Origin of the sequence: Acinetobacter sp. 251-1, assembly GCF_030329305.1 — a bacterium.
Lineage (GTDB): Bacteria > Pseudomonadota > Gammaproteobacteria > Pseudomonadales > Moraxellaceae > Acinetobacter > Acinetobacter piscicola_A.
On sequence record NZ_JACANS010000006.1, the window covers coordinates 42,588 to 65,550 of the forward strand.

The 22,963-nt window shown below is 38.1% G+C and carries 24 protein-coding genes; 12 read left to right on the forward strand and 12 right to left on the reverse strand.

Features of this window, described 5'->3' with window-relative positions; all coding sequences use genetic code 11:
- The first annotated feature begins 187 nt into the window (after positions 1-187).
- The 8 genes from HX129_RS05975 (at position 188) to HX129_RS06010 (ending at position 8,850) form a co-directional block, all read left to right on the forward strand.
- A complete protein-coding gene (locus tag HX129_RS05975; protein WP_174493076.1) occupies positions 188-1,603 on the forward strand; it encodes an amino acid permease in 1,416 nt (471 codons plus the stop codon).
- A 160-nt stretch (positions 1,604-1,763) separates the two neighbouring features.
- Positions 1,764-3,329 carry a hypothetical protein gene (locus HX129_RS05980; protein WP_286436058.1) on the forward strand — a complete coding sequence of 522 codons (1,566 nt, stop codon included), beginning with the start codon at positions 1,764-1,766 and terminating at the stop codon, positions 3,327-3,329.
- Positions 3,330-3,447: 118 nt separating this feature from the next.
- On the forward strand, positions 3,448-3,666 hold the full coding sequence (gene lptM, locus HX129_RS05985; protein ID WP_130072939.1) for an LPS translocon maturation chaperone LptM: 219 nt from the start codon (positions 3,448-3,450) through the stop codon (positions 3,664-3,666).
- A 30-nt stretch (positions 3,667-3,696) separates the two neighbouring features.
- Positions 3,697-4,941 carry a diaminopimelate decarboxylase gene (gene lysA / locus HX129_RS05990; RefSeq protein ID WP_130072938.1) on the forward strand — a complete coding sequence of 415 codons (1,245 nt, stop codon included), beginning with the start codon at positions 3,697-3,699 and terminating at the stop codon, positions 4,939-4,941.
- A 13-nt stretch (positions 4,942-4,954) separates the two neighbouring features.
- Entirely contained in the window at positions 4,955-5,800 is an 846-nt protein-coding gene (gene dapF / locus HX129_RS05995; RefSeq protein WP_130072937.1) for a diaminopimelate epimerase, read from the forward strand.
- Between the two features lie 280 nt (positions 5,801-6,080).
- On the forward strand, positions 6,081-6,581 hold the full coding sequence (locus HX129_RS06000; protein WP_174493074.1) for a chorismate--pyruvate lyase family protein: 501 nt from the start codon (positions 6,081-6,083) through the stop codon (positions 6,579-6,581).
- 14 nt (positions 6,582-6,595) lie between these two features.
- Positions 6,596-7,483 carry a 4-hydroxybenzoate octaprenyltransferase gene (gene ubiA, locus HX129_RS06005; RefSeq protein WP_180044904.1) on the forward strand — a complete coding sequence of 296 codons (888 nt, stop codon included), beginning with the start codon at positions 6,596-6,598 and terminating at the stop codon, positions 7,481-7,483.
- 125 nt (positions 7,484-7,608) lie between these two features.
- Positions 7,609-8,850, forward strand: a complete 1,242-nt coding sequence (locus tag HX129_RS06010; protein WP_286436059.1) for an alpha/beta hydrolase family protein — start codon at positions 7,609-7,611, stop codon at positions 8,848-8,850.
- A gap of 51 nt (positions 8,851-8,901) precedes the next feature.
- Here the strand turns inward: HX129_RS06010 and HX129_RS06015 are convergent, their stop codons facing one another.
- The 5 genes from HX129_RS06015 to dapD all read right to left on the reverse strand — a co-directional run bounded on the left by HX129_RS06015 (position 8,902) and on the right by dapD (position 12,266).
- A complete protein-coding gene (locus HX129_RS06015; protein WP_286436060.1) occupies positions 8,902-9,360 on the reverse strand; it encodes a peroxiredoxin in 459 nt (152 codons plus the stop codon).
- Positions 9,361-9,441: 81 nt separating this feature from the next.
- On the reverse strand, positions 9,442-9,849 hold the full coding sequence (locus tag HX129_RS06020) for a hypothetical protein (RefSeq protein WP_130072932.1): 408 nt from the start codon (positions 9,847-9,849) through the stop codon (positions 9,442-9,444).
- Between the two features lie 13 nt (positions 9,850-9,862).
- A complete protein-coding gene (gene queC / locus HX129_RS06025) occupies positions 9,863-10,534 on the reverse strand; it encodes a 7-cyano-7-deazaguanine synthase QueC (RefSeq protein WP_286433080.1) in 672 nt (223 codons plus the stop codon).
- 90 nt (positions 10,535-10,624) lie between these two features.
- Positions 10,625-11,335 carry a 7-carboxy-7-deazaguanine synthase QueE gene (gene queE / locus HX129_RS06030; protein WP_286436061.1) on the reverse strand — a complete coding sequence of 237 codons (711 nt, stop codon included), beginning with the start codon at positions 11,333-11,335 and terminating at the stop codon, positions 10,625-10,627.
- A 109-nt stretch (positions 11,336-11,444) separates the two neighbouring features.
- On the reverse strand, positions 11,445-12,266 hold the full coding sequence (gene dapD / locus HX129_RS06035; RefSeq protein ID WP_130072929.1) for a 2,3,4,5-tetrahydropyridine-2,6-dicarboxylate N-succinyltransferase: 822 nt from the start codon (positions 12,264-12,266) through the stop codon (positions 11,445-11,447).
- Between the two features lie 300 nt (positions 12,267-12,566).
- Here dapD and carO point away from each other — a divergent pair, with 300 nt between their 5' ends.
- Positions 12,567-13,313, forward strand: a complete 747-nt coding sequence (gene carO / locus HX129_RS06040; RefSeq protein ID WP_286433077.1) for an ornithine uptake porin CarO — start codon at positions 12,567-12,569, stop codon at positions 13,311-13,313.
- A gap of 66 nt (positions 13,314-13,379) precedes the next feature.
- Here the strand turns inward: carO and HX129_RS06045 are convergent, their stop codons facing one another.
- The 7 genes from HX129_RS06045 to HX129_RS06075 form a co-directional block, all read right to left on the reverse strand.
- Positions 13,380-14,597, reverse strand: a complete 1,218-nt coding sequence (locus HX129_RS06045) for an outer membrane protein transport protein (RefSeq protein WP_286436062.1) — start codon at positions 14,595-14,597, stop codon at positions 13,380-13,382.
- 170 nt (positions 14,598-14,767) lie between these two features.
- Complete coding sequence (locus tag HX129_RS06050; protein WP_130072926.1) at positions 14,768-15,697, reverse strand: CysB family HTH-type transcriptional regulator; 930 nt, start codon at positions 15,695-15,697, stop codon at positions 14,768-14,770.
- Between the two features lie 55 nt (positions 15,698-15,752).
- The gene (locus HX129_RS06055; protein WP_130072925.1) at positions 15,753-16,814 is read right to left on the reverse strand and encodes a sulfate/molybdate ABC transporter ATP-binding protein; all 1,062 of its coding nucleotides are present in this window, start codon (positions 16,812-16,814) and stop codon (positions 15,753-15,755) included.
- An 11-nt stretch (positions 16,815-16,825) separates the two neighbouring features.
- Complete coding sequence (gene cysW / locus HX129_RS06060; protein WP_286436063.1) at positions 16,826-17,719, reverse strand: sulfate ABC transporter permease subunit CysW; 894 nt, start codon at positions 17,717-17,719, stop codon at positions 16,826-16,828.
- Positions 17,716-18,549 carry a sulfate ABC transporter permease subunit CysT gene (gene cysT / locus HX129_RS06065; RefSeq protein WP_130072923.1) on the reverse strand — a complete coding sequence of 278 codons (834 nt, stop codon included), beginning with the start codon at positions 18,547-18,549 and terminating at the stop codon, positions 17,716-17,718. Before cysT ends, cysW begins: the two co-directional genes overlap by 4 nt.
- Before the next feature lie 81 nt (positions 18,550-18,630).
- On the reverse strand, positions 18,631-19,233 hold the full coding sequence (locus HX129_RS06070; protein WP_286436064.1) for an RBBP9/YdeN family alpha/beta hydrolase: 603 nt from the start codon (positions 19,231-19,233) through the stop codon (positions 18,631-18,633).
- A 23-nt stretch (positions 19,234-19,256) separates the two neighbouring features.
- Positions 19,257-20,267: a sulfate ABC transporter substrate-binding protein gene (locus tag HX129_RS06075; RefSeq protein ID WP_130072921.1), complete on the reverse strand. Its 1,011-nt coding sequence runs from the start codon at positions 20,265-20,267 to the stop codon at positions 19,257-19,259.
- 162 nt (positions 20,268-20,429) lie between these two features.
- Here HX129_RS06075 and pabC point away from each other — a divergent pair, with 162 nt between their 5' ends.
- Genes pabC through tmk form a run of 3 tightly spaced genes read left to right on the forward strand, consistent with a single transcriptional unit; the run spans position 20,430 to position 22,914 of the window.
- Complete coding sequence (pabC, locus tag HX129_RS06080) at positions 20,430-21,272, forward strand: aminodeoxychorismate lyase (protein WP_174493065.1); 843 nt, start codon at positions 20,430-20,432, stop codon at positions 21,270-21,272.
- On the forward strand, positions 21,247-22,302 hold the full coding sequence (gene mltG, locus HX129_RS06085) for an endolytic transglycosylase MltG (protein ID WP_286436065.1): 1,056 nt from the start codon (positions 21,247-21,249) through the stop codon (positions 22,300-22,302). Before pabC ends, mltG begins: the two co-directional genes overlap by 26 nt.
- 9 nt (positions 22,303-22,311) lie before the next feature.
- Positions 22,312-22,914 (forward strand): dTMP kinase, encoded by a 603-nt coding sequence (gene tmk / locus HX129_RS06090; RefSeq protein ID WP_286436066.1) that lies wholly within the window; start codon positions 22,312-22,314, stop codon positions 22,912-22,914.
- Positions 22,915-22,963: the final 49 nt, after the last annotated feature.

The following is a 22,963-nucleotide window of genomic DNA, read 5'->3' on the forward strand; positions in this document are numbered from 1 at the left end:
GATTTTAATTATTGATTTTTATAAATATTAATAAAATTAAATAAAATCATGTGATTATTAGTGTGTAACTATTGATCTTTGAAATAAAAAGCTGCTGCGCAATGAATGAACAAACTTGATAATTTTTTTTTATTTTTTAGCAAAATTAAGCTAATTTGTGCAAATTAACACGAATGTTGAATTAAAAATGTCTAATGAAAATCAAAAGTCTTCTGTAGATTCAGGAGAATTGGCAAGAAGTTTATCGAATCGACATCTACAGTTAATTGCGATTGGTGGTGCGATTGGAACAGGACTGTTCATGGGGTCAGGCTCTACGATTAGTAAAGCTGGACCCTCGATATTAATTATTTATATGTTGATTGGTTTGATGGTGTTCTTCGTCATGCGTGCGCTTGGTGAATTATTATTGTCAAACTTAAAATATAAGTCATTTATTGATTTATCCACCGATTTAATTGGTCCTTGGGCAGGCTATTTTGTTGGATGGACCTATTGGCTATGTTGGGTCACGATTGGAATCGCAGATTTATCTGCCATTATTTACTATTTAGAGTTTTTTAATAATGGGGCATCCTTTACGCCATTAGGAGGGCTTTTAATTAGTACGGTTGCCATACTGTTTGTACTTGGTCTGAACTTGCTCACTGTACGACTGTTTGGTGAAATGGAGTTTTGGTTTGCCATGGTTAAAATTACAGCCATCATTGTGTTGATTGCTGTCGGTTTATGGATGGTCTTTACTGGGTTTACGAGCGAATCAGGTGCCGTGGCAAGTATCTCCAATCTTTGGTCACATGGGGGGATTTTCCCGAAAGGTTTAGATGGATTTTTGGCAGGTTTTCAAATCGCAATTTTTGCCTTTGTAGGTGTCGAATTGGTCGGTACAACGGCTGCTGAAACACAAGATCCTAAACGTAATTTACCTAAAGCAATTAATTCGATTCCAATCCGTATCATCATTTTCTATGTTTTAGCTTTGTTTGTCGTGATGTGTGTAACACCTTGGGATCAAATTAATCCGAAAGTGAGTCCATTTGTAAATATTTTCTCACAAGCGGGTATTGCATCTGCTGCGATTATCATGAACTTGGTAGTATTGTCATCGGTGATGTCATCCATGAACAGTGGCGTATTCTCAACCAGTCGTATGCTATTTGGTTTATCGACAGATCAACAAGCACCAAAATTATTTGGTAAATTGTCGAAATCTTCTGTGCCTGCAAAAGCATTGATTTTTTCATCGATCTGTATCTTTTTAGGTGCATTTGTTCAATATGTGTATAAGGTTCAAACAGGAACTAATGATGAAGTTACGGCGTTTACCTTAGCGACAACTTTATCAACGATCCTATTCATCTGTGTATGGATTATAATCATGTGGAGTTATATTAACTACCGCAGAAATAAACCTGAACTACATGCACAATCTACATTTAAGCTGCCTGGTGGTGTGTTTACATGCGTGGTTGTGATTTTATTTTTCTTAGCAACCGTGTATTTCCTTGCTTTAGATGAAACGACATTAGAGGCTTTAAAAGTAAGTCCAATTTGGTTAATCATTTTAGCAATTGGTTATTTTGTATTTTATAAGAAAAAATAATCCTATTGAATGTTCTTTTAAAAACTGTCTGATGGAAACATGAGGCAGTTTTTTTATGCGACAAAGTTTGACGTTATAGTTGATTTGATCATAAAAAATGCTAGAAGCAAAATTTAGGCTGTATTAAGATATTATTTTTATTATAAAAATGGGGACAGGGATGGGGCATGACGAACAGTATTTACAACGACATTTACAAGAAATATTTCGGGTGCATGGACTTTCACATAATCATGAGATCAGAAATGGTCATGCCGCATGGCAACAGCTGATTCAAGACAAATATCAACAAGAACCTTGTCAATTATTAGCATTATGCATGGTTTATGTTGAAAGTTTACAGTCCGCTTTACCCATTTCTGAAACAAAAATTCACTATGTAGAACATGCGCAAAACATTGCCAATTTTTATCGAGATCATGTGGAGCAACGCACACGTATTCTAACTGTGTTGAATGAGTTGTTGCTATTAGGTGAGGCTTATTTTGCACAACCACGTCTGTTTAAAGATTATGTGGCTAAAGGCATGTTTGAGCTTAAAGAAATTTTAGAGCGGACACAGGCATTGTGGGATTTACAGCAACTGTATCACAATGGAGAGTTTAAATTTTCAGCAGGATTACTACCGCTGTTAGACCGCTATATTGCGTTGTTAGACCCTTATCAGGGGTTGAATTATGATGAGCGTGAACCTTTAATTCAAGATTTACAGTTAGAGATTGTGCAACAATATCCTGAAGATATTTTAAATTTATTTTTATTTGCGCTTAAAAAAGAAGAATATTTTCATTATTGGGTCAGTAAAAAATTGTTTTTTATTTTGATGGAACAAAAAGATAAGCGTTTAAATCGACCTGAAATTTTAGAAAAATTAGTACAAGAATTTGATCTAATTATTAAAAAAATGATTTATGCCAAACCATTTATTCTGCATTTGGCCTTTTCAATCGAAAAAATCGCCAAAGCGCAACAACTCAATCATGCCATTGTAGACGCGATGGTGCAGATTCAGTTTACCAAACACAGTACCCAATCTATAGCCATGCGCCGTTTGGAACAAATTCAACACAAAGTCAGTGACTTGGCAACAGCATTTACGCAACAAAACACACTCAGTTCTGCTCAATATGCAGATATCGAATATCAGTTACCGTTGTCTGCGGTGACGCCAAGTAGGACATTTTATAGTGCGATGCCTTTGGTTTGGGTAGATATTTTACAACAAGAATTTACAGCTTTTGATAGACCGAAAAAAGCAGATTGGCAGATATTTTGGCAGCATGTAGACAATGTGAGTGCGAAAAAGCCCAGTCAAAAATGGTTAAAAAAAGCTGAAGAAATTTTACAGTCATCCATTCAGGAGGCTTATGTACAGCGTGTGTCAGGATGGATGACGTTAATTGAGCAAAATTCACCGCGAAATATGCGTGTATTTGACAGTAAAAATGAAAATACGTTGAAAGGCGTGTTGTGGTTTTTATTGTTATTGCCTGTACAGCAAGAGGTGATTGTATTATTAAGTCGTGTTGTGCAGATTGGTTATCGTAAAATTGCCGGGATCGGTGCAAATAGCACCAATTTAGCAAATGCAGCCATCTATGTCTTATTGCAGCAGGGTGAAAGTGGTAGACAAGCGTTGCATGATTTATACGAACATTTATCTTATGACATTGCTAAAAATGCGATTCAAAAAGCATTGGACAGTGTTGGAGAACATACAGACTAATCTAGCAAATTTATTAATTTCACTTATGTTAAAAGCCGATGAGTAAATCATAGGCTTTTGCTTTTATCATCAGGGTGATCACGCTATACTGCCATAAAACATTGTATTGGGTACACTGATGTATGCTATTTCAAATAAAATCGCTTTGCTGTCAATTTTTCTATTGTTAACAGCATGTGGTCAATCAGGTGAATTACAATTACCAAATGACCCAAATTATGACAAACGTGCGCAATATTTGCTTTACCCAAATACAGACAGTCAAGCCACTTCTGCTGACAAAAAAGTAGTCGCAACTCTCGATGCACCTGCCGCATCACAAGTGACAACCAACTAAATTTTTAGCGTTCATTGAAAGGATACATTCATGAGTTTTTCCCGCATTAATGGGGTATTGCATGCAGAGCAATGTTCTTTAGATCAGCTTGCACAGCAATTTGGCACACCGCTTTATGTTTACTCTAAAGCAACTTTTGAAAAACATTATTTAGATATGGATAAAGCTTTTGAATTTATCGATCATCAAATTTGTTTTGCGGTGAAGTCAAACTCAAATCTTGCGGTATTGAATGTACTGGCAAAACTCGGTTCAGGTTTTGATATTGTGACAGGTGGCGAGCTTGCACGTGTGTTAGCCGCAGGTGGCGATGCTTCAAAAATTGTATTCTCTGGTTTAGGTAAACAAGAAGCAGATATTCAAAAAGCCTTAGAAGTGGGCATTGCTTGTTTTAATGTTGAATCTTATGCTGAACTTGATCGAATTCAAAAAGTTGCTGCTCAACTTGGCAAAAAAGCGCCAATTTCTTTACGTGTAAACCCAGATGTGGATGCGAAAACACATCCGTATATTTCAACAGGGTTAAAAGAAAATAAATTTGGTATTCCTTCAGATGTCGTTTTTGAAACGTACCAATATGCAGCTTCTTTACCAAATCTTGATGTTGTGGGCATCGACTGTCATATTGGTTCGCAGTTGACTGAAACACAACCTTTTGTTGATGCACTTGATCGTGTTATTGCCATGATTGAACAGTTGAAAGCACTTGGCATCAATCTAAAACACATCGACATTGGTGGTGGTTTAGGTGTGACCTATAAAGATGAAACACCGCCTACAGTGACTGAATATGCCAATGCAATGCGTCCTGCTTTAGAGAAACTTGGCTTAAAAGTCTATATGGAACCGGGTCGTAGTATCTCTGCCAATGCGGGTGTACTATTAACCAAAGTTGATTTACTCAAACCAACCAATCATCGTAATTTTGCAATTATTGATGCAGCAATGAATGACTTGATTCGCCCATCTTTATATCAAGCATGGATGGACATTCAAGCGGTTACACCTCGTGCCGATGTTGAAACAAAAACATGGGATCTTGTGGGTGCGATTTGTGAAACGGGTGACTTCTTAGGAAAAGAGCGCGATTTAGCATTACAAGAAAATGATATTTTGGCAGTGATGGGTGCAGGGGCTTACGGCTTTGTCATGAGCTCAAACTATAATAGCCGTGGACGTGCTGCGGAAATCATGGTTGATGGTGAGCAAGCACATGTGATTCGTCAGCGTGAAACGATTGAATCACTTTGGGAAAATGAACAGTTATTGCCTTAAGGAGTAAATGAAGATGTTATTAGAATTTACTAAAATGCATGGCTTGGGCAATGACTTTATGGTGGTTGACCTGATCAGCCAACGTGCTTTTTTTGATACCGCGACAATTCGTCGTTTGGCTGACCGTCATTTTGGTGTGGGCTTTGATCAATTACTGATCGTTGAACCTCCTGATTTTCCAAATGTCGATTTTAAATATCGTATTTTCAATGCGGATGGTTCTGAAGTCGAACAGTGTGGTAATGGTGTACGTTGTTTTGCGCGTTTTGTACATGAACGTCAATTAACCAATAAAACTAAATTTAAGGTACAAACCTGCGCAGGAATTGTAGAACCTGAAATTGGTGCAAATGGTTGGGTACGTGTCAATATGGGCTATCCGAAGTTTTTACCTGTTGAAATCCCATTTGTTGCTGAAGAAGCAGATGCTTTATATGACATCGACTTAGCTAATGAGCAAAAGTTGACGATTGATGTTGTCAACATGGGAAATCCTCACGCAGTCACCGTGGTTTCAGATGTTTTAACAGCTGATGTTGAAAATATTGGTCGTCAAGTTGAGTCACATACGCGTTTCCCTCAACGTGTAAATGCAGGCTTTATGCAAATCATTGATGAAAAACATGCACGTTTACGTGTCTTTGAGCGTGGTGTAGGTGAAACCATGGCATGTGGCACAGGTGCTTGTGCTGCGGCAGTTTCGGGCATACGTCGTGGTTTATTGTCTAATCAAGTGGAAATTGAGCTTGCAGGCGGTACATTGCACATTGAATGGAAAGAAGGCGATGTGGTGTGGATGACAGGTCCAACGGCAAATGTTTATGAAGGTCGTTTGGATTTACGTTATTTTCAAAGTTGATTAAACGTTATTGTTAGCAAAGCAGATTTTAATACTGTGAAAAGCCCTGAAGTGATTTCGGGGCTTTTTTAAGGGCTGAGCTAAACCTAATTGATAAAATAATGAAAATCATGCAATGGCTGTTGAGGGACAGCACTAAATTTTGTAGATGAAAATTTTTGTAGATGAAGATCGCGACAATCGCAACACAGCGAGTCATCATCTTGATATACTTGATAAGAATTGACATTATTTTTGATGATTCTCAATGATGCTTTTCTTTATTTAATATTTCAAGGAAATGACAGTGATTGCTTCCTGCCGCAAACAGGTTTTCAATACTCCTGAGCATTTAACCACATGGCTGTATGCCGAAGGTTCACTCACACAACAACTGACTGACATCGCGAGTGGTGTATTTAAAGTTGAACCGACACATGAACATTTCCAACGTTTAACATGGATTGATAGTCAATGGATGCAGATGCCGTATCAACATACAGCATGGGTACGTGAAAGCCTTTTATATGGCTGTGATGCAGATGCATGGGTCAAAGCTAAAAGTATTTTCCCGATTTTAAGCTTGCAAAAACGTGCTCGTTTATTTCAGCATATTGGGCGACAACCTATAGGTCGATTTTTATTTCAGCGTACACATCCTGCTTGTGAGCGTCGTGTATTGCTTTTAGACGATGGTTGGACACGTCAAAGTTGTTATACTTGGCATGGCTGCAAATTTATTGTGCAAGAAACTTTTTTACCTGCTTTTGAGCAATTCCTTGAAAGTAAATCGTTGAAATAAGGTGTTGGATTTTCATGACAACTCTGCAACAGACCACATGGCGTGATCGCTTAGAAGCTTATTATTATTTGTGTCGGTTTGACAAACCAATTGGTACCGAATTGGTGTTTTGGCCGACCATGTGGGCGTTATGGATTGCAGCAGGAGGCATTCCTGATCTTGTCACATTAACTGCTATGGTGTTAGGTACGATTTTTATGCGTGCAGCAGGTTGTGCAATTAATGATTTTGCAGATCGTAAGGTGGATGCGCATGTAGAACGTACCAAAAACAGACCCTTAGCCACAGGGGTGATTTCAGCCAAAGAAGCGATTTGGGTTTTTATTGCCTTGGTGGCTGCAAGTGCGTGTACATTGTTTTTCTTACCGATTGCGACTTTCTATTGCGCATTGGCAGCTTTGGTCTTGGCATTTATTTACCCATTTATGAAACGCTATACCCATTTACCACAAGTAGTTTTAGGCATGGCATTTTCATGGGGCATTCCAATGTCTTTTACCGCGATGGGTAAGCCTTTGGATTGGACATGTTGGTTGCTTTATTTTGGTAATTTGGCTTGGACAGTGGCTTATGATACACAATATGCCATCACTGACCGTGAATATGATTTGAAAATTGGTGTGAAGTCGACAGCCATTTTATTTGGCAAATATGACATTGAAATTATTTCCTTATTACAAGCAACAGCGGTGATTTTGATTGGTGCAAGTTTATATTTGGAAAATCTATTATTTCCTTATGGTTTAATTGCCTTGTTGGTGGTGGTTGCAGACTTTATTTATCAATGGACAAAGACCAATGATCGTGATCCGCAACGTTGTTTTTGGGCATTCCGACATAATCGTTGGGTTGGGCTGATTATCTTTGTAGGTATATTTATTGCTTTATATTTTAAAAATTAAAAATTTAAAGATAAACGATGAAAACATCGTATTTTCATGAAAAGTACCCTAGTAAGGTACTTTTTTTTATGCTTTATTAGTGAAGTGCTCATGAAGAGCAAAAAAACAACAATGAGGATATATTTATGCAACACGTACTTAAAAAATCACTGATTGCGTTGAGCTGTACTTCGGTTCTCTTTTTTGCGGGGTGTAATGACGATGATGACGATGATTATTTATGGTCAAGTAATAAAACATATGTTTCTGAAAAGACATATAACTTAGATACAATTTCAAATGCAGCTTCTGTAAAGATTATGTCGTATAAAATGCCGACTATCGCAGGTAAAACCAAAGAAGCAACAGCGCTCGTACTTTTACCCAATATAGCACGACCAAAAGATGGTTGGCGTGTCGTCGTTTGGGAGCATGGTACAGTAGGTATTGGAGACAGTTGTGCACCAAGTAATAATATTTTTAATCCACGTTTTAAAACAATGGCAGAAAGCTTATTAAAAGAAGGTTATGTGATTGTTGCACCGGATTATGAAGGTTTAGGTACGGCAGGTATTCATCCATATTTAAATTTAAAAAGTGCTGCAAATTCTGCTATTTATGCTGTAAAAGCGTATAAAGAAAAATATGATCAGCAGATTAATGGTCAATGGATGTCAGTAGGTCAGTCGCAAGGTGGGCATGCTTCTTTAGGTACAGCTGAAATCGCTGCTGATGATATTAATTATAAAGGTGCAGTTGCAGGTGCACCAGCTTCAAGTCTTGGCTATATTATTTCGGAAGTTGCACCAAAAGCAATTCAACAAGTATTACTAGGTGAAGCTGTAGGTGTAGTTCCTAAAGGCACAGCGATTGACATCCAAGCAGAGTTATTAGCATATGCAGCGTATACAACGGTAGGTATTACTGCATATGAGCCTAAGTTTAATTATCGTGAATTATTCCAAGAACGTTCACGTACAGTAGCAGAATTTGCAGAAGGAACAACTGGTGAAAATGGTTTATGTTTGACAGATTTACATAATAAATTTGCAGATGATATTAAAACTTATTTATCAAGTAATCCGACAAAAACTGTGCTTGATTATCCAAGTTTAGTAAAAGATTTTCAAAATAATGCTACAGTTAAACAGTTTTTAGCAGATAACCAACCCGCTACCAAAAAAATTAATACGCCTGTTATGATTATCCAAGGAACACAGGATATGGCGGTACCTTATGCAGTTACAGATCAATTGCAAAAAAATCTAAAAGCATTAGGGACAGATGTTACTTTCTTGCCTGTAGAAGGTGCAAGCCACACAGAAGCGATTGTAAAAATGAATCCTGAACTTGTAAAATTTATTAAAGAAAAAATGCCTGCAAAATAATTATTTAAGGGTATTAGGGCTTAAAAATTTTATTTTAAGCCCTTTTAAAAACTACTTCTGTAAAGCTTTTAAATCTTCTAAAACAATTTCAGCATGTCCTGCTGCTTTGACTTTGCGATATTCTTTAACCAATTCGCCTTTATGGAAAATAAAAGTAGAGCGTTCGATGCCCATAACTTTTTTACCATACATATTTTTTTCTTTAATGACATCGAAATGCTGACAGAGCACTTCATCTTTGTCACTCATCAAGTCAATTGTTAAAGCCTGTTTTTCAGTAAAGTTCTGATGCGTTTTCACGGAGTCACGAGAAACACCAATAATCGTGGTGTTTAAAGCATCAAATTGATCTTTTAAACAAGAAAATCCAACGGCTTGTGTCGTACAACCTGGGGTATTATCTTTTGGATAAAAATAAAGAATGAGCCAATCCGTTGTTATTTCGGTGAGATTGATTTCACCTTGCGTACTCGCAAAGCACTGGTTGGGTAATTGAATATTCTCAGACATGTGTTACTCCAATTTTATTCCATTATGCAAGCTATAAAAAATAAGCCACAAAAATGTGGCTTATTTTCAAATAATGACAACTTATTTTTTCGCTTGAGCCGCTTTCATTGCAGCTTCAGTTAAGGTTTTTAATTTACCTGTTAACTGAGGACCAAAACATGCTTGAAGGTCTTGGTTTTGTTTTTGTACAAACGCTAAAGAAGAAGGATTTTTCTTTTGGTTAATGGCACTTTGGATTTGCCATTTTTGATCATTGGTCAGTTTGCCGTCTGATTCAATTGCACAAGAACAGTATTTGCTGACTTCAGCAGAGGTTAATTTGCCACCTTTGGCTGTTTCAGTTTTACATACACCAATCAATGCAGACTTTACGTTGCTGCTTTTATATGCTTGTTGTAGTGCATTATTGTCTGCTTGTGCTGCTGTACCAAATAAAGCCGCCGCAGAGAATAAAGTTGAAAGAATAAGACCCGATTTTAAGTTTTTCATAAACTGTACCTTGTTATTGCTGTATATAACGTGTTGGGTCAGCAACACCTGCATCATTGAAGCCTTGCTTTCTGAGGCGGCAGCTATCACATTTTCCACAAGCACGTCCTTGGTCATCTGCTTGGTAACAGGAGACTGTTTGACTATAGTCTACGCCATGTTCAATGCCTAAGCGTATTATATTCGCTTTGGATAAATGTAACAGAGGTGTTTCAAATTTAAGTGGTTTTCCTTCAATCCCCACTTTGGTTGCAAGGCGAGCCATATTAGCAAAAGCTTCGATAAATTCAGGTCGGCAGTCAGGATATCCTGAATAATCAACAGCATTGATGCCAATCACGATCGCTTGTGCATCAAAAACTTCAGCAGCAGCAAGCGCATAAGATAAGAAAATTGTGTTACGTGCTGGAACATAAGTTACAGGAATACCATCAGTTTCATGATCAGGAACATCAATATTATGGTCAGTCAGTGCAGAACCACCCAAATTTCCTAAGTCAATATTGATGACACGATGTTCTATACCTGCATTTTTTGTAATCGCGCGTGCTGCATCAAGTTCTGTGGTTGAGCGTTGACCATACATAAAGCTTAGCGCAATACAGTCGTAATTTGCTTGTGCCCAAGCCAAACACGTTGTTGAGTCTAAGCCACCAGATAATAAAACTACGGCGCGAGGGCGCATAATCAAAGTCTCCAAAAATTACTAAAATTCGATAACTTATCGTGCTTTATATTTTCTAAACGTAAAATAAAAATACAACGATGCGATCTATTAACGACCAGTTTCATCATTCCATAACAATTTATGCAATTGTAATTGGAAACGAACAGGGAGATGGTCATCTAAAATCCATTGTGCAAGGTCACGTGCCAATTGTGGCAAACGTACCGCACCTTTTTCGACTGCAAAGGCAGGGGAGAACCAAACAGTACTCACTTTTTCATTTAACTGAAAATCAGCGAGTTGTTGCTTTGCCCAATCATAGTCTTCACGATTACAAATCACAAACTTGATCTGATCATGTGGTGTTAAATGTTCAAAATTACTGAGTAAATTGCGTTGCATTTCACCCGACGTTGGGGTTTTTAAGTCTAAAACTTTAGACACACGTGGATCAACTTTAGATACATCCAATGCACCACTGGTTTCTAATGAAACATCACAACCTAAGTCAGCAAGACGTGTCATGAGTGGTAAGGCATTGGGCTGAGCTAAGGGTTCACCACCTGTTACACAAATATAAGGGGTTTTAAAATCGAGCGTTGTTTGAATAATTTGCTCTAAAGATTGGCGTTCACCACCTTCAAAAGAATACGTGGTATCACAATAGGTACAACGTAGAGGACATCCTGTTAACCGAATAAATACCGTGGGTAAGCCTGCTGCATTGGCTTCACCTTGCAAAGAATAGAAAATCTCCGTAATACGTAGTCCCGCAGACGGATCGGAGACAGGAATAGTCGAAGTTCGCAGAGCATTCATGAGATTTACCACAGGTTACAAAATGAAAAATCTCCACGCTCACATCTGAGCGTGGAGATGGAGGAACGAAGAAAGCGCCAAGGAACACGTAGCTCCTTAAAATGAACGATTAGTCTTCGCGTAATAAGTCATTCAAACTGGTTTTTGCACGTGTTTTCGCATCTACTTTTTTCACGATAACCGCAGCATATAAACTGTATTTACCGCATTTTGATGGAAGGCTACCCGATACAACAACTGAGCCTGCTGGTACACGACCATAATGGATTTCACCGGTTTCACGGTCATAGATCTTGGTAGATTGACCAATGAAAACACCCATTGAAATAACCGAGCCTTCTTCAACGATCACGCCTTCAACGATTTCAGAGCGTGCGCCAATAAAACAGTTGTCTTCAATAATTGTAGGATTCGCTTGAAGTGGCTCTAATACACCACCAATACCTACACCACCTGAAAGGTGAACATTTTTACCAATTTGAGCACATGAACCCACAGTTGCCCATGTGTCAACCATTGTGCCTTCATCCACATAAGCACCGATGTTGACATAAGAAGGCATCAACACAACATTTTTTGCTTGGAAAGAGCCTTTACGTGCAACAGCAGGAGGAACAACACGCACACCCGCCTCTTGGAATTGTGTTTCAGTCCAGCCTTTAAATTTCGTATCAACTTTGTCGTAAAAACGAAGATCACAAGATTCAATTGGCTTATTGTCGTTAATTTTGAAAGACAATAAAACAGCTTTTTTAAGCCATTGGTGAACAATCCATTCACCGTCAATTTTTTCTGCTACACGAAGTGAGCCATTATCTAAACCCGCAATTGCTTCCTCAACGGCTTGGCGAATTTCTGCTGGGCATGTTGCAGCAGTGAAATTAGCACGGTCTTCAAATGCTTGCTCAATAAGAGTTGAAAGCTGAGACATGATCTTTTTTCCAAAAAAAGTTTGCCGAAGATTCTACACCAAAAGTGATGAAATGAGATAAAAAAACCGCATTTTCTAGAAAAATATCATATTGAAAAAGGTTTTATCGGATAAGCATAAAAATACGCATTTTGTATAGATGTAAAGCAACTAAAAACAAATAATTACGTAGAATTGTATCAAAAATTAACAAAACTTCATCAATATGTATATTTTTTAACATAAAGTTTTTGAATATGATGGGCTCACGTCAAAAATATATGAATGATTAAAGAAGAAATGCTTTTTGAGGAGACATCTATGAAAATGTTAAAAGTATTAGCAGTAGCAACAGCATTATCTGCATCGTGTTTTGCAATGGCTGATGACCAAGTGGTACATAGTGGTTATGCATTTGATAAAAACCAATTAATCCCAACAGGTGTACGTGCTGAAGTAGGTACAACAGGTTACGGTGGTGCTTTACTTTGGACAGCGAACCCATATGTTGGTTTGGCTCTAGGTTATAATGGTGGTGACATTTCTTGGTCGGATGATGTTAAAGTAAATGGCTCAACATATGATATGGATATGGATAACAGCCTTGCATATTTAAATGCTGAAATTCGTCCTTGGGGTGCAAGCCAAAATATCTGGGCACAAGGTTTATATGTTGCAGCAGGTGTAGGCTATGTTGATAATGATTATGACCTAAAAAGAAATGTAGGCACAAATGCATCATTTAAAGTTGATGGAACACGCTTTAATGCAGGTTTAAATGATAATGTTTCAATTAAAGGTAGCCAACAGTATGACAATGATATTGCACCATACCTAGGTTTTGGTTTTGCGCCTAAAATCACTAAAAACATTGGTGTATTCGGTGAAGTAGGTGCTTATTATACAGGAAATCCATCTGTTCAATTAACAGCTAGCCATCCTGGGTTAATTGGTGATGATGGTCGTACTTTAGGTCAAGCTGTAAATGCTGAGGCAAACAAAATCGCAAACGATGACAAATATGAGTGGATGCCAGTGGGTAAAGTGGGGATCAGCTACAACTGGTAAGACTTGATTTTATCATGATCGAAAAGACGAGCTTCGGCTCGTTTTTTTATGCATATCATTTATTGTTTAAAATGAATAACCAATTTTTATACCATAAGCGATTGCATAATTATCATCTATTGCATTTAAGTTTGCACTTTGATTACCTGCAATAAAAATATCGTTTTGTACGGTTTGAGCTTTTTGTAATTTAAAATATTTTAAACCCGCTGTAATAAAACGATTGGGTTGTAGTTGATACATTGCACCGAGACCCAAAGCATAAAAACCATCGGAAGGATTGAGTGTCCCAGCAGGATTTCCTGTACCTGAATCCCAAGATACATCTGTGAGCATAATCCATTGATCATTGACTCGATGAGCCAATCCTAACTGACTAGACCATTGATCTTTTTTATATTCAATCAAATTAAATTTTTGAATGAGTTCAGGGTATTGCATAACAGCTGCATCCAAAATGGCATTAAACTGCGTAGGTTGCATGTTAAAGTCTTGCCAATTGACCCAACGTAAAGAACCATAGATTAAATGCTTGTTACTGACAGCAGTTTTGAAATCCACATTTACCGATTGTGGGGTTTGAATATTGGTGCTGCTATTCGGTACAAATTGTATTTTTTGTCCTGCGAGCGTTTCATTTACATGGTGATTGTGCTTAATTTTGGAGTGATAGCTTATTGAGGTACTGAGTGCATATTCAGGGATTTGATAATGGACTCCAGCTAACCATCCTACAGCAGTATCTGCTTTAAATTCAGCTTGATAACCACTCATAATTGAATACGATAAACCTTCTAAACTCAGCTTACTTTGCAATTCTTGCAGCGTAAAGCCTGCATATACTTTCCAGTTTAAGTCTGGCTGGTAACCCCATAAATGAGTCAGGCTTTGACTTTTGACTTTAAATTTTGCTGCTTCAATGGTTTTATTGGGCAGTAGGGACGAAGGTGCATACTGATAGTCAAGTTCAGCTTTATAAGGCTGATCATAAATAAAACCCAATGACCAATGGGGATGGTATTGTATTTTAATTGCCGCATTGAACATGGAGTAGTCTTGAATCAGTTGTCCTGTCGAGAAGTCACTCACACCCACTTTTTCTAATAGGTCGTGGTTGGTAACTTGTCCAGAAACATGTGGATGTATCTGTGCTATAGACAACTCTAAATAGTTATCTTTTTCTAAAAAAGCAGAGATAGATTGTTCAGAATTTTCTAATCCTGCTGCAAAACATAGACAGGGAGACATCCCGAAGGCGAGTGTTCCCAAAAAACCAGTATTCATGCTGTGACCCCAACCAAGTATAAAAAGTTATATTGCTTTATTTTTATTCAATAATTTTATGGGGCTTTTGTAGAATGTGCAATCATCAATGTTAATAATTATATGATTTTTAAAATAATAAAGAGAGTGATGATCACTCTCTTTGAGTTGTATTGATTAATCTAGGAGATTTAGTCCTCAGGATAAGCGATTTTTTTCAGGGCTTTGATATCTGCTTCAGGTGAGCATAATGATATGAACTCATAGCCATAGCCACGTAGCAGATGCCCTTTACGTACTGCGATCCAAGTGGTGTTAACACCAAAAATATCAGTATCAATTTGTTTAAGACGGTGGTCACGTTCTAAGTCATAAGCCACATCATTGACAATACCAACGCCCATGCCAAGTTCAACATAAGTTTTAATGACATCGGCATCAAGTGCTGACATGACAATATCGACATCTAATTCAGCATCATGAAAGGCTTTGTCAATTTTTGAACGTCCTGTAAAACCGCCGTGATAGGTAATAATTGGATATTCAGCTAATTTCTCTAAAGTGATGTCTTGAGGATCAAGTTTGGTCAATGGATGATCTTGTGGCGTAATAATGCTATGTTTCCATTCATAAAATGGCACACTTCCCAAGTTGTCTTCAGTGGTGAGTGACTCGGTTGCGATACCAATGTCAGCTAAACCAAGTAGTAACATTTCAGAAATCTCAACAGGACTCGCTTGTTGCAAAATCAGATGGACTTTTGGAAAGGCTTTTTTAAATAAATTGACAATAGGTGGTAATACATAACGTGCTTGCGTATGTGTTGTTGCGATAGTTAATGTGCCTTCATCGACTTTGTTAAAATCATCTGCAAGACGTTTGATATTATCAGCATCGATTAACATACGTTCAACAATGCTCAATAACGCTTGTCCAGGCTCAGTTAAACCAAGTAAACGCTTGCCTTTACGTACAAAAAGTTGTACACCAAGTTCATCTTCTAAATCTTTGATATGTTTACTGACACCTGATTGTGATGTATACAATGCCGCAGAAGCTTCGGTTAAATTATAATTTTGTCGAACTGTCTCTCGGATAATTCGTAATTGTTGAAAGTTCATTTTATTCATTACCTCGGGGTTTGGATGAGTGGATTACACTCATCCGTAGAGCGTATTACGCAACTTGATTTTCAAATAAGTGTAATGTCGAAGGGCTAAGCCAAACGGTTTGGTTTGGTCTAAATTTATGTAATTTTGCCTCTTCTGAATTTAAGGAAATTTCAATTAAATTTCCTTGACGATCATGTAACTCCGCCATGACTTTACCTGCGATCCAAACTTCACGTAAGAAAGTTGCTTGAATGGCATTTTCAGTGGGTTGAGTATGAATAGTGAGTTCATCAGGGCGTGCAAATGCAATCACTTTGCCATCAGCCGTATTTTTTGCCGCATCAAGTTGAAGATGATCATCACCTAAATAAAGTGTGCCTTGACGATTTTCACCTTCAAATCGGTTTGCTTGACCTAAAAAGTCAAAGACAAATGGTGTTGCAGGTTTTTCGTAAACTTCACGAGGTGAACCAATTTGCTCAATATCCCCTTTGTTCATCACCACGATTTGATCGGCAACTTCTAAAGCTTCTTCTTGGTCATGGGTAACAAAAATAGAGGTAATGTGTAACTCATCATGTAAAGTACGTAGCCAACGGCGTAACTCTTTACGTACTTTGGCGTCTAATGCACCAAAAGGTTCGTCCAGTAATAATACACGTGGCTCAACGGCTAAAGCACGTGCCAATGCAATACGTTGACGTTGACCACCTGAAAGCTGTGCAGGGTAACGATCTGCTAAAAATCCAAGTTGAACTAAATCGAGTAATCGTGTTACACGTTTTTTAATTTCCGCTTCACTTGGACGCGTTGCACGTGGGCGAACACGTAAACCAAAAGCCACATTGTCATAGACTGTCATGTGACGGAATAAGGCATAGTGCTGAAATACAAAACCGACTTGACGCTCACGAACATGAACATTGGTGGCATCTTGACCCTCAAGCATGATCTGCCCACGGTCTGCTGACTCTAAACCTGCAATGATGCGTAATAATGTTGTTTTTCCACAACCTGATGGACCGAGTAGGGCAACCAGTTGACCATCCGGGAAATCTAACGTGATATCTTTTAGTGCATGGAATGCACCGAAGTGTTTTTCAATATTTTTAACTTGAATACTCATGAGGTCATTCCTTAAGAAACTGTTGAATCATCTTTGCTTTGGTTTAGTTTTTCTTGGCGGAACTCAACCCATGTTTTTAAAATCAGGGTAATAATTGCCAATAAAGCCAAGAGCGATGACACTGCGAATGCGGCACTAAAGGTATATTCGTTGTACAAAATTTCTACATGTAAAGGCAAGGTATTGGTTTCACCACGGATATGTCCAGAAACCACAGAAACTGCACCAAACTCACCCATTGCACGTGCGTTACATAGAATAACACCGTAGATTAGCCCCCATTTGATATTAGGTAAGGTGACTTTCCAAAAAGTCTGCCAGCCTGATGCACCTAATACGATTGCAGCTTCTTCTTCCTCTGTACCTTGCGCTTCCATCAGTGGAATGAGCTCACGTGCAACAAAGGGAACAGTAATAAACACTGTGGCTAAAACAATAGCAGGCGTTGCATATAAAATTTTAATATCATTGTCCATGAGCCAGCCGCCTAACCAACCTTGCGAACCAAAGATCAAGACCAACATTAAACCCGCAATGACAGGTGAAACTGAAAAAGGTGTATCAATGATGGTGGTTAAAATGGCTTTACCACGGAAATTAAACTTCGCAACACACCATGCGGCAGCAACACCAAAAATCACGTTAAGAGGCACTGCAATTGCAGCAGTTAACAAGGTTAATTTAACCGCTGATAATGTATCAGGGTTAATTAAAGCCTCAAAATAGACCGCTAAACCTTGTTTAAATGCTTCAACAAAGACCAAAATTAATGGCAAAATTAGACAGCTTAAAAAGAAGATCAAAGCAATCGTCAAAAGAGTATAATGAACCCATTTCGGCTCACGTGTTGCATCTCGTGACTGAAGTTTTTCAGCCAAAGCATTACTATTTGTTGTTAAGCTCATCGTGCAGTTCTCCCTGTGCGGCGACTTGCCCATGCTTGAATCAGGTTAATTAAGAACAAGATAAAAAATGAGATGACCAACATCACCACAGCAATCGTCGTTGCACCTGCATAATCATATTCTTCTAAACGAGAAATAATCATGAGTGGCGCAATTTCTGTTTCAAACGGTTGGTTACCTGCAATGAAAATCACAGAGCCGTATTCACCTACGCCACGAGCAAATGCCAAAGCAAATCCTGTTAAAAGTGCAGGAAAGAGTACAGGTAAAATCACTTTGGTAATGATTTGAAAACGATTCGCACCCAATGCTGATGCAGCTTCTTCGAGTTCTGTTTCAAAATCACTTAGTACAGGTTGTACGGTACGGACAACAAAAGGAATACCAATAAAAATTAATGCTAAGGTGATACCTATAGGGGTATACGCAACTTTGATGCCTAATGGCTCTAAATATTGCCCAATCCAACCTGTAGGTGCATATAAAGAGGTTAAGGCGATCCCTGCAACTGCGGTAGGCAAAGCAAAAGGTAAATCAACTAAAGCATCGACAATGCGTTTACCTGGAAAAGTATAGCGGACTAAGCACCAAGCCAGTAACAAACCAAAAACGACATTAATTAAGGCTGCGATAATCGCGGTACTAAAACTGAGTTGTAAGGCTTTGATAATACGTTCTGAACTGAGAATTTCCCAAAGTCCATCCCAACCCACACCTAATGATTTTATGAATACGGCAGATAATGGTATCAGTACAATTAAAGACAAATACGCTAGGGTGAAGCCTAGTGAAAGACCAAATCCTGGCAGCACTCGGGATCGCTGCGACATGACTACTCCTCAAAGAGAGAAAGCTTGTTGAAGTCAACAAGCCAATAAACTAAAACTTTTGCCAAGCTTAAGAGGCAATACTCAAATAGCAAATTTAAAAAACAACTTGCTATCATCAAAATTATTGATATAAGCATTGGCAGGTGCTGCAATTAAATAATCAAAAATTTCAGGAAAAGTGTTAAAGCCTGATGCAACATTAATATGACCTGCTTGTCCTACATTATGTGGTTTAATTTTCCATGCTTTTGCTAAGGCTTGCGCATCTTCAAAATTTAACCAAGGATCATTTTCAGAAATAATCATGTCTACAGGCACATCAATGCGTAGTTTTTGAAAATATTCAGCATAATTTCCAATACTATCCCTTGCAAAACCTGCTTCACCAAAGCGAGCAGGGTTGGCGGGTGCAACTAAAACCAATTTTTTAACTTTTGATTTTAATTCAGGGTGTTGTGCTAAAGCAGCCACACTCGTTAAACAACCAAAACTATGTGCAATTATTTGCATAGGTGCATCGACTTTGTTGAGTGTATGGACAAAATTTTCGATCCATTCTGCTAAAATAGGATGATCCCAATTTTGTTGTACACGTGAACAAGACATGAGCTGGCGCTGTAACCAAGACTGCCAATGATCATAATCACTGCCACCTACACCTGGAACAATTACGGTATGAATCATGTCGATGCTCCTACTGAAATCTATTATTTAGCTGTATTATTGGCTTTAACGATTTGATCGAAAACACCATTATTTTCAAAATGTTGTTTTTGTACTTTTGTCCAACCGCCAAATTCTTTATCAATAGTCACAAGTTTAAGTGGTTTAAAGGTTGTGGCATATTTTTTCAATGTTGCTGCATTGCGAGGACGATAAAAGTTTTTCGCCGCAATTTCTTGTCCTGCAGGTGAATACAAATAATTCAGATAAGCTTTCGCAAGATTTAAACTGCCATTTTTTTCCGCATTTTTTTCAACAATCGCCACAGGCGGTTCAGCTAAAATTGAAAGAGATGGAGTAATAATTTCAAATTTACCAGGTTGTTCACGTTGTGCTAAAAATGCTTCATTTTCCCAAGCCAACAACACATCACCAATGCCACGTTCTGCAAATGTTGTGGTAGAGCCACGTGCACCTGAGTCCAAGACTTTGGTTTGTTTATAAATTTGGCGAACAAAGTCTTGTGCTTTTGCATCTGAACCGTACTTATGTTTAGCCCATGCCCATGCTGCAAGATAGTTCCAACGTGCACCACCAGAAGTTTTTGGATTTGGCGTAATAATGTCAACACCAGGTTTGATTAAGTCTCCCCAATCTTTAATGCCTTTCGGGTTACCTTTACGCACTAAAAATACAATGGTTGAAGTATATGGTGTTGAGTTCTGCGGAAACTTCTTTTGCCAATCTTTAGGTAATAAGTTGGTTTTGTCTGCAATAGCGTCAATATCTGCAGCCAGTGCCAAGGTCACCACATCTGCGCTTAAACCATCAATCACTGCACGTGCTTGTTTACCAGAACCACCATGTGATTGTTTAAAATTAATCTCTTGTCCTGTTTTTGACTTCCAATAACCTGCAAATTGCTTGTTGAAGTTGTCATATAACTCTCGGGTTGGGTCATAAGAGACATTAAGAAAGTCTTTTGCGGTTGCAGTAAAAGAAGTTGCTGAAATGAGTACTGCAGCAATACCTAATTTTAATTTTGAAAATTGCATGTGTGAATGCCCCAAATGATTCATAATTTCGTTAATATGCGTGCAGCATAACGCCAGTCTTTATCCATAAAAAATAATAAAAAACGAATTTTATATGAATAAAAAAGCATAAGATTGGTTTTTCAATGTACATTTATTGGCTGTAATTTTAGGAAAATAGAGATGGTAATCTGTTATAAAAATGGTCAAATTGTTGATTCTGTATCAATTTTTGATCGTGCATTTCAGTATGGTGATGGTTGTTTTACCACAGCCCGTATTTATGACAATGTCATCGAACTAGAAGATTTACATCGTCAACGTCTGCAACAATCTGCTGAACGGTTATTTTTGCCAGTCGATTTTTCACTTTTAGATAAAATGTTCAAACAACTTGAACAAAAATTTGATGTATTAAATGGCACTTTAAAAATTGTGATCAGTCGTGGAGAAGGACAACGCGGCTACCTGATGCCTGATCATCTCGCAGATTTATATGTATTGTACTATCCACAAAACATCCAAAACTTTCAGCCTGAATTGATTCAAAGTGGTGTATTAAGCCAAAAAATAGGTTTAACAATGCCTGAACTTGTGGGGTTAAAAAGCCTGAATCGACTTGAACAAGTCATGTTAAAAAAAGAAGCACATGAAAAAGGATGGCTTGAAGCTTTGGTAATTGATCTACAAGATCGAATTGTTGAAGGAGTGAGCAGTAATTGTTTTATTCAAATAAACAATACATGGATTACGCCTGAACTCCGTTATAATGGTGTGCATGGTGTGATGCGTGCTGAGATTTTGCAACGTATGCAACGCCAAAATATTTCATGTGAACAACGTTCAGTTGGGCTAGATGAAATTTCACATATCCAAAGTCTGTTTTTTTGCAACGCATTGAGCCCGATGAAAATCGTACAGTCTTTGGATAATCGAACTTTAGTGGTTCAACCTTGTGTTGAATTATTTGAAACTTTGCAATTACAACAGTTTAAATCTCATGTCGAATACTCCTGCAAAAAGTAATAAAAAAGCGCCTAATAAAGCACACAATAAATTTTATAAAGGTATTGCGCTTGTACTGATTGGACTTTTAGTTCTAGGCGCAGTCGTGTTGAAAATGAGTTTGTTCAAAACTTATCCTATCACGGGTGTAAAACAAAAATTAGTGATTAATAATGGTGAAACTTATACTGGTTTTATTGATCAATTAGCCAAAGATGACAAAGTCAGCTTTCCAATTGTTTTAAAGTTATATCGCAAAGCCTTTATTCAGGAAACCATGAAAGCGGGTGTCTATGAAGTCACGCAAGGCATGAGTGTACGTGATGTTTTAGTCATGGTCTCAGATGCTGATAATGCACAAATGAACCGAATTTTAGTGATTGAAGGAACAACAACGCAGCAATTACTCAAAACCTTGAAAAAAGATCAATATGTGAAAACGGAGGTCGCAAATCTACCTACCGCCGAGATGCTCAAAGCCTTAAATATTCCTTTTAAGCATGCAGAAGGTTTGTTCGCACCTGATACATATTTCTTTGATAAAGGCGCAAGTGATCAAAAGATTCTGACCGATTTATATCAGCGACAAATGAAAATTTTAGACGAGGCTTGGGAAAAACGTGACCAAGGTTTACCTTATCAAAATAAATATGAAGCTTTGATTATGGCGTCAATCATTGAACGTGAAACCAGTGTAGACAGCGAGTTAGAGCAAGTATCAGGAGTATTTGTACGCCGTTTAAAATTAGGAATGCGTCTGCAAACTGACCCAACCGTGATTTATGGTATGGGTGATCACTATAAAGGCAATATTACTAAGCAAGATTTACGTACACCAACGCCTTATAATACCTATACCATCAATGGCTTACCACCAACTCCGATTGCTTTGCCAAGTAAAAAAGCCATTGAGGCAGCCATGCATCCTGACAATTCAGACAATATTTACTTTGTTGCAACAGGCAATGGTGGACATAAATTTTCAAGTAATCTGGCAGATCATAATCGTGCAGTTCAGGAATACCTTACTGTGATGCGTGCTAAAAATTAAGGAGTAATCATGTTTATTAGTTTTGAAGGCACAGAAGGCGTAGGTAAAACCACACTGATTCGAAAATTATTTGAGCATTTTCAGGCGCAAGGTAAAGATGTTGTACTGACCCGTGAGCCGGGTGGAACACCGTTGGCTGAGCAAATTCGCGGGTTATTACTGTCAGTCAATCATGAGGAAAAAATGAGTCATGATACTGAATTATTGTTGATGTATGCCGCACGGGCACAGCATGTGGAAACCGTGATTTTACCTGCCTTGGCAGAGGATAAAATTGTATTATGTGATCGTTTTACGGACAGCAGTTTTGCCTATCAATGTGCAGGGCGTGGGCTGAGTCGGGAAAAACTACAACTTCTAAATGAAAACTTTGTCAGTCGAATGCCTGATCTTACTTTTTGGTTGGATGCACCGATTGAATTGGGGATGACACGTGCGCGAGAACGCGGTGCTTTAGACCGTTTCGAACAAGAAAAAGTCGCTTTTTTTGCATCAGTCCGTGCAGGATTTGCAGAAATTCATACACGTGAGCCTGAGCGTATGAAGCGTTTAGATGCAACACAAAGTCCTGAACAGGTGTTTGCTGAGGCTTTAAGCTATTTGGTTGAATGAGTTTAATCATCACTTTAGTCACAATTTTTCCAGATTAAAATTGCTTTGC

Bases quoted from the DNA above. Each gene is read 5' to 3' on its own strand.
- carO (WP_286433077.1), top strand. From the start codon at position 12,567: ATGAAAATGTTAAAAGTATTAGCAGTAGCAACAGCATTATCTGCATCG.
- ubiA (WP_180044904.1), top strand. From the start codon at position 6,596: ATGACAACTCTGCAACAGACCACATGGCGTGATCGCTTAGAAGCTTAT.
- HX129_RS06010 (WP_286436059.1), top strand. From the start codon at position 7,609: ATGCAACACGTACTTAAAAAATCACTGATTGCGTTGAGCTGTACTTCG.
- HX129_RS06075 (WP_130072921.1), bottom strand. From the start codon at position 20,267: ATGCAATTTTCAAAATTAAAATTAGGTATTGCTGCAGTACTCATTTCA.
- HX129_RS06000 (WP_174493074.1), top strand. From the start codon at position 6,081: ATGACAGTGATTGCTTCCTGCCGCAAACAGGTTTTCAATACTCCTGAG.
- HX129_RS06055 (WP_130072925.1), bottom strand. From the start codon at position 16,814: ATGAGTATTCAAGTTAAAAATATTGAAAAACACTTCGGTGCATTCCAT.
- pabC (WP_174493065.1), top strand. From the start codon at position 20,430: ATGGTAATCTGTTATAAAAATGGTCAAATTGTTGATTCTGTATCAATT.
- HX129_RS06015 (WP_286436060.1), bottom strand. From the start codon at position 9,360: ATGTCTGAGAATATTCAATTACCCAACCAGTGCTTTGCGAGTACGCAA.
- HX129_RS05980 (WP_286436058.1), top strand. From the start codon at position 1,764: ATGGGGCATGACGAACAGTATTTACAACGACATTTACAAGAAATATTT.
- HX129_RS05975 (WP_174493076.1), top strand. From the start codon at position 188: ATGTCTAATGAAAATCAAAAGTCTTCTGTAGATTCAGGAGAATTGGCA.
- queC (WP_286433080.1), bottom strand. From the start codon at position 10,534: ATGCGCCCTCGCGCCGTAGTTTTATTATCTGGTGGCTTAGACTCAACA.
- HX129_RS06020 (WP_130072932.1), bottom strand. From the start codon at position 9,849: ATGAAAAACTTAAAATCGGGTCTTATTCTTTCAACTTTATTCTCTGCG.
- HX129_RS06070 (WP_286436064.1), bottom strand. From the start codon at position 19,233: ATGATTCATACCGTAATTGTTCCAGGTGTAGGTGGCAGTGATTATGAT.
- dapF (WP_130072937.1), top strand. From the start codon at position 4,955: ATGTTATTAGAATTTACTAAAATGCATGGCTTGGGCAATGACTTTATG.
- dapD (WP_130072929.1), bottom strand. From the start codon at position 12,266: ATGTCTCAGCTTTCAACTCTTATTGAGCAAGCATTTGAAGACCGTGCT.
- HX129_RS06045 (WP_286436062.1), bottom strand. From the start codon at position 14,597: ATGAATACTGGTTTTTTGGGAACACTCGCCTTCGGGATGTCTCCCTGT.
- queE (WP_286436061.1), bottom strand. From the start codon at position 11,335: ATGAATGCTCTGCGAACTTCGACTATTCCTGTCTCCGATCCGTCTGCG.
- lptM (WP_130072939.1), top strand. From the start codon at position 3,448: ATGTATGCTATTTCAAATAAAATCGCTTTGCTGTCAATTTTTCTATTG.
- cysT (WP_130072923.1), bottom strand. From the start codon at position 18,549: ATGTCGCAGCGATCCCGAGTGCTGCCAGGATTTGGTCTTTCACTAGGC.
- cysW (WP_286436063.1), bottom strand. From the start codon at position 17,719: ATGAGCTTAACAACAAATAGTAATGCTTTGGCTGAAAAACTTCAGTCA.
- lysA (WP_130072938.1), top strand. From the start codon at position 3,697: ATGAGTTTTTCCCGCATTAATGGGGTATTGCATGCAGAGCAATGTTCT.
- HX129_RS06050 (WP_130072926.1), bottom strand. From the start codon at position 15,697: ATGAACTTTCAACAATTACGAATTATCCGAGAGACAGTTCGACAAAAT.
- mltG (WP_286436065.1), top strand. From the start codon at position 21,247: ATGTCGAATACTCCTGCAAAAAGTAATAAAAAAGCGCCTAATAAAGCA.
- tmk (WP_286436066.1), top strand. From the start codon at position 22,312: ATGTTTATTAGTTTTGAAGGCACAGAAGGCGTAGGTAAAACCACACTG.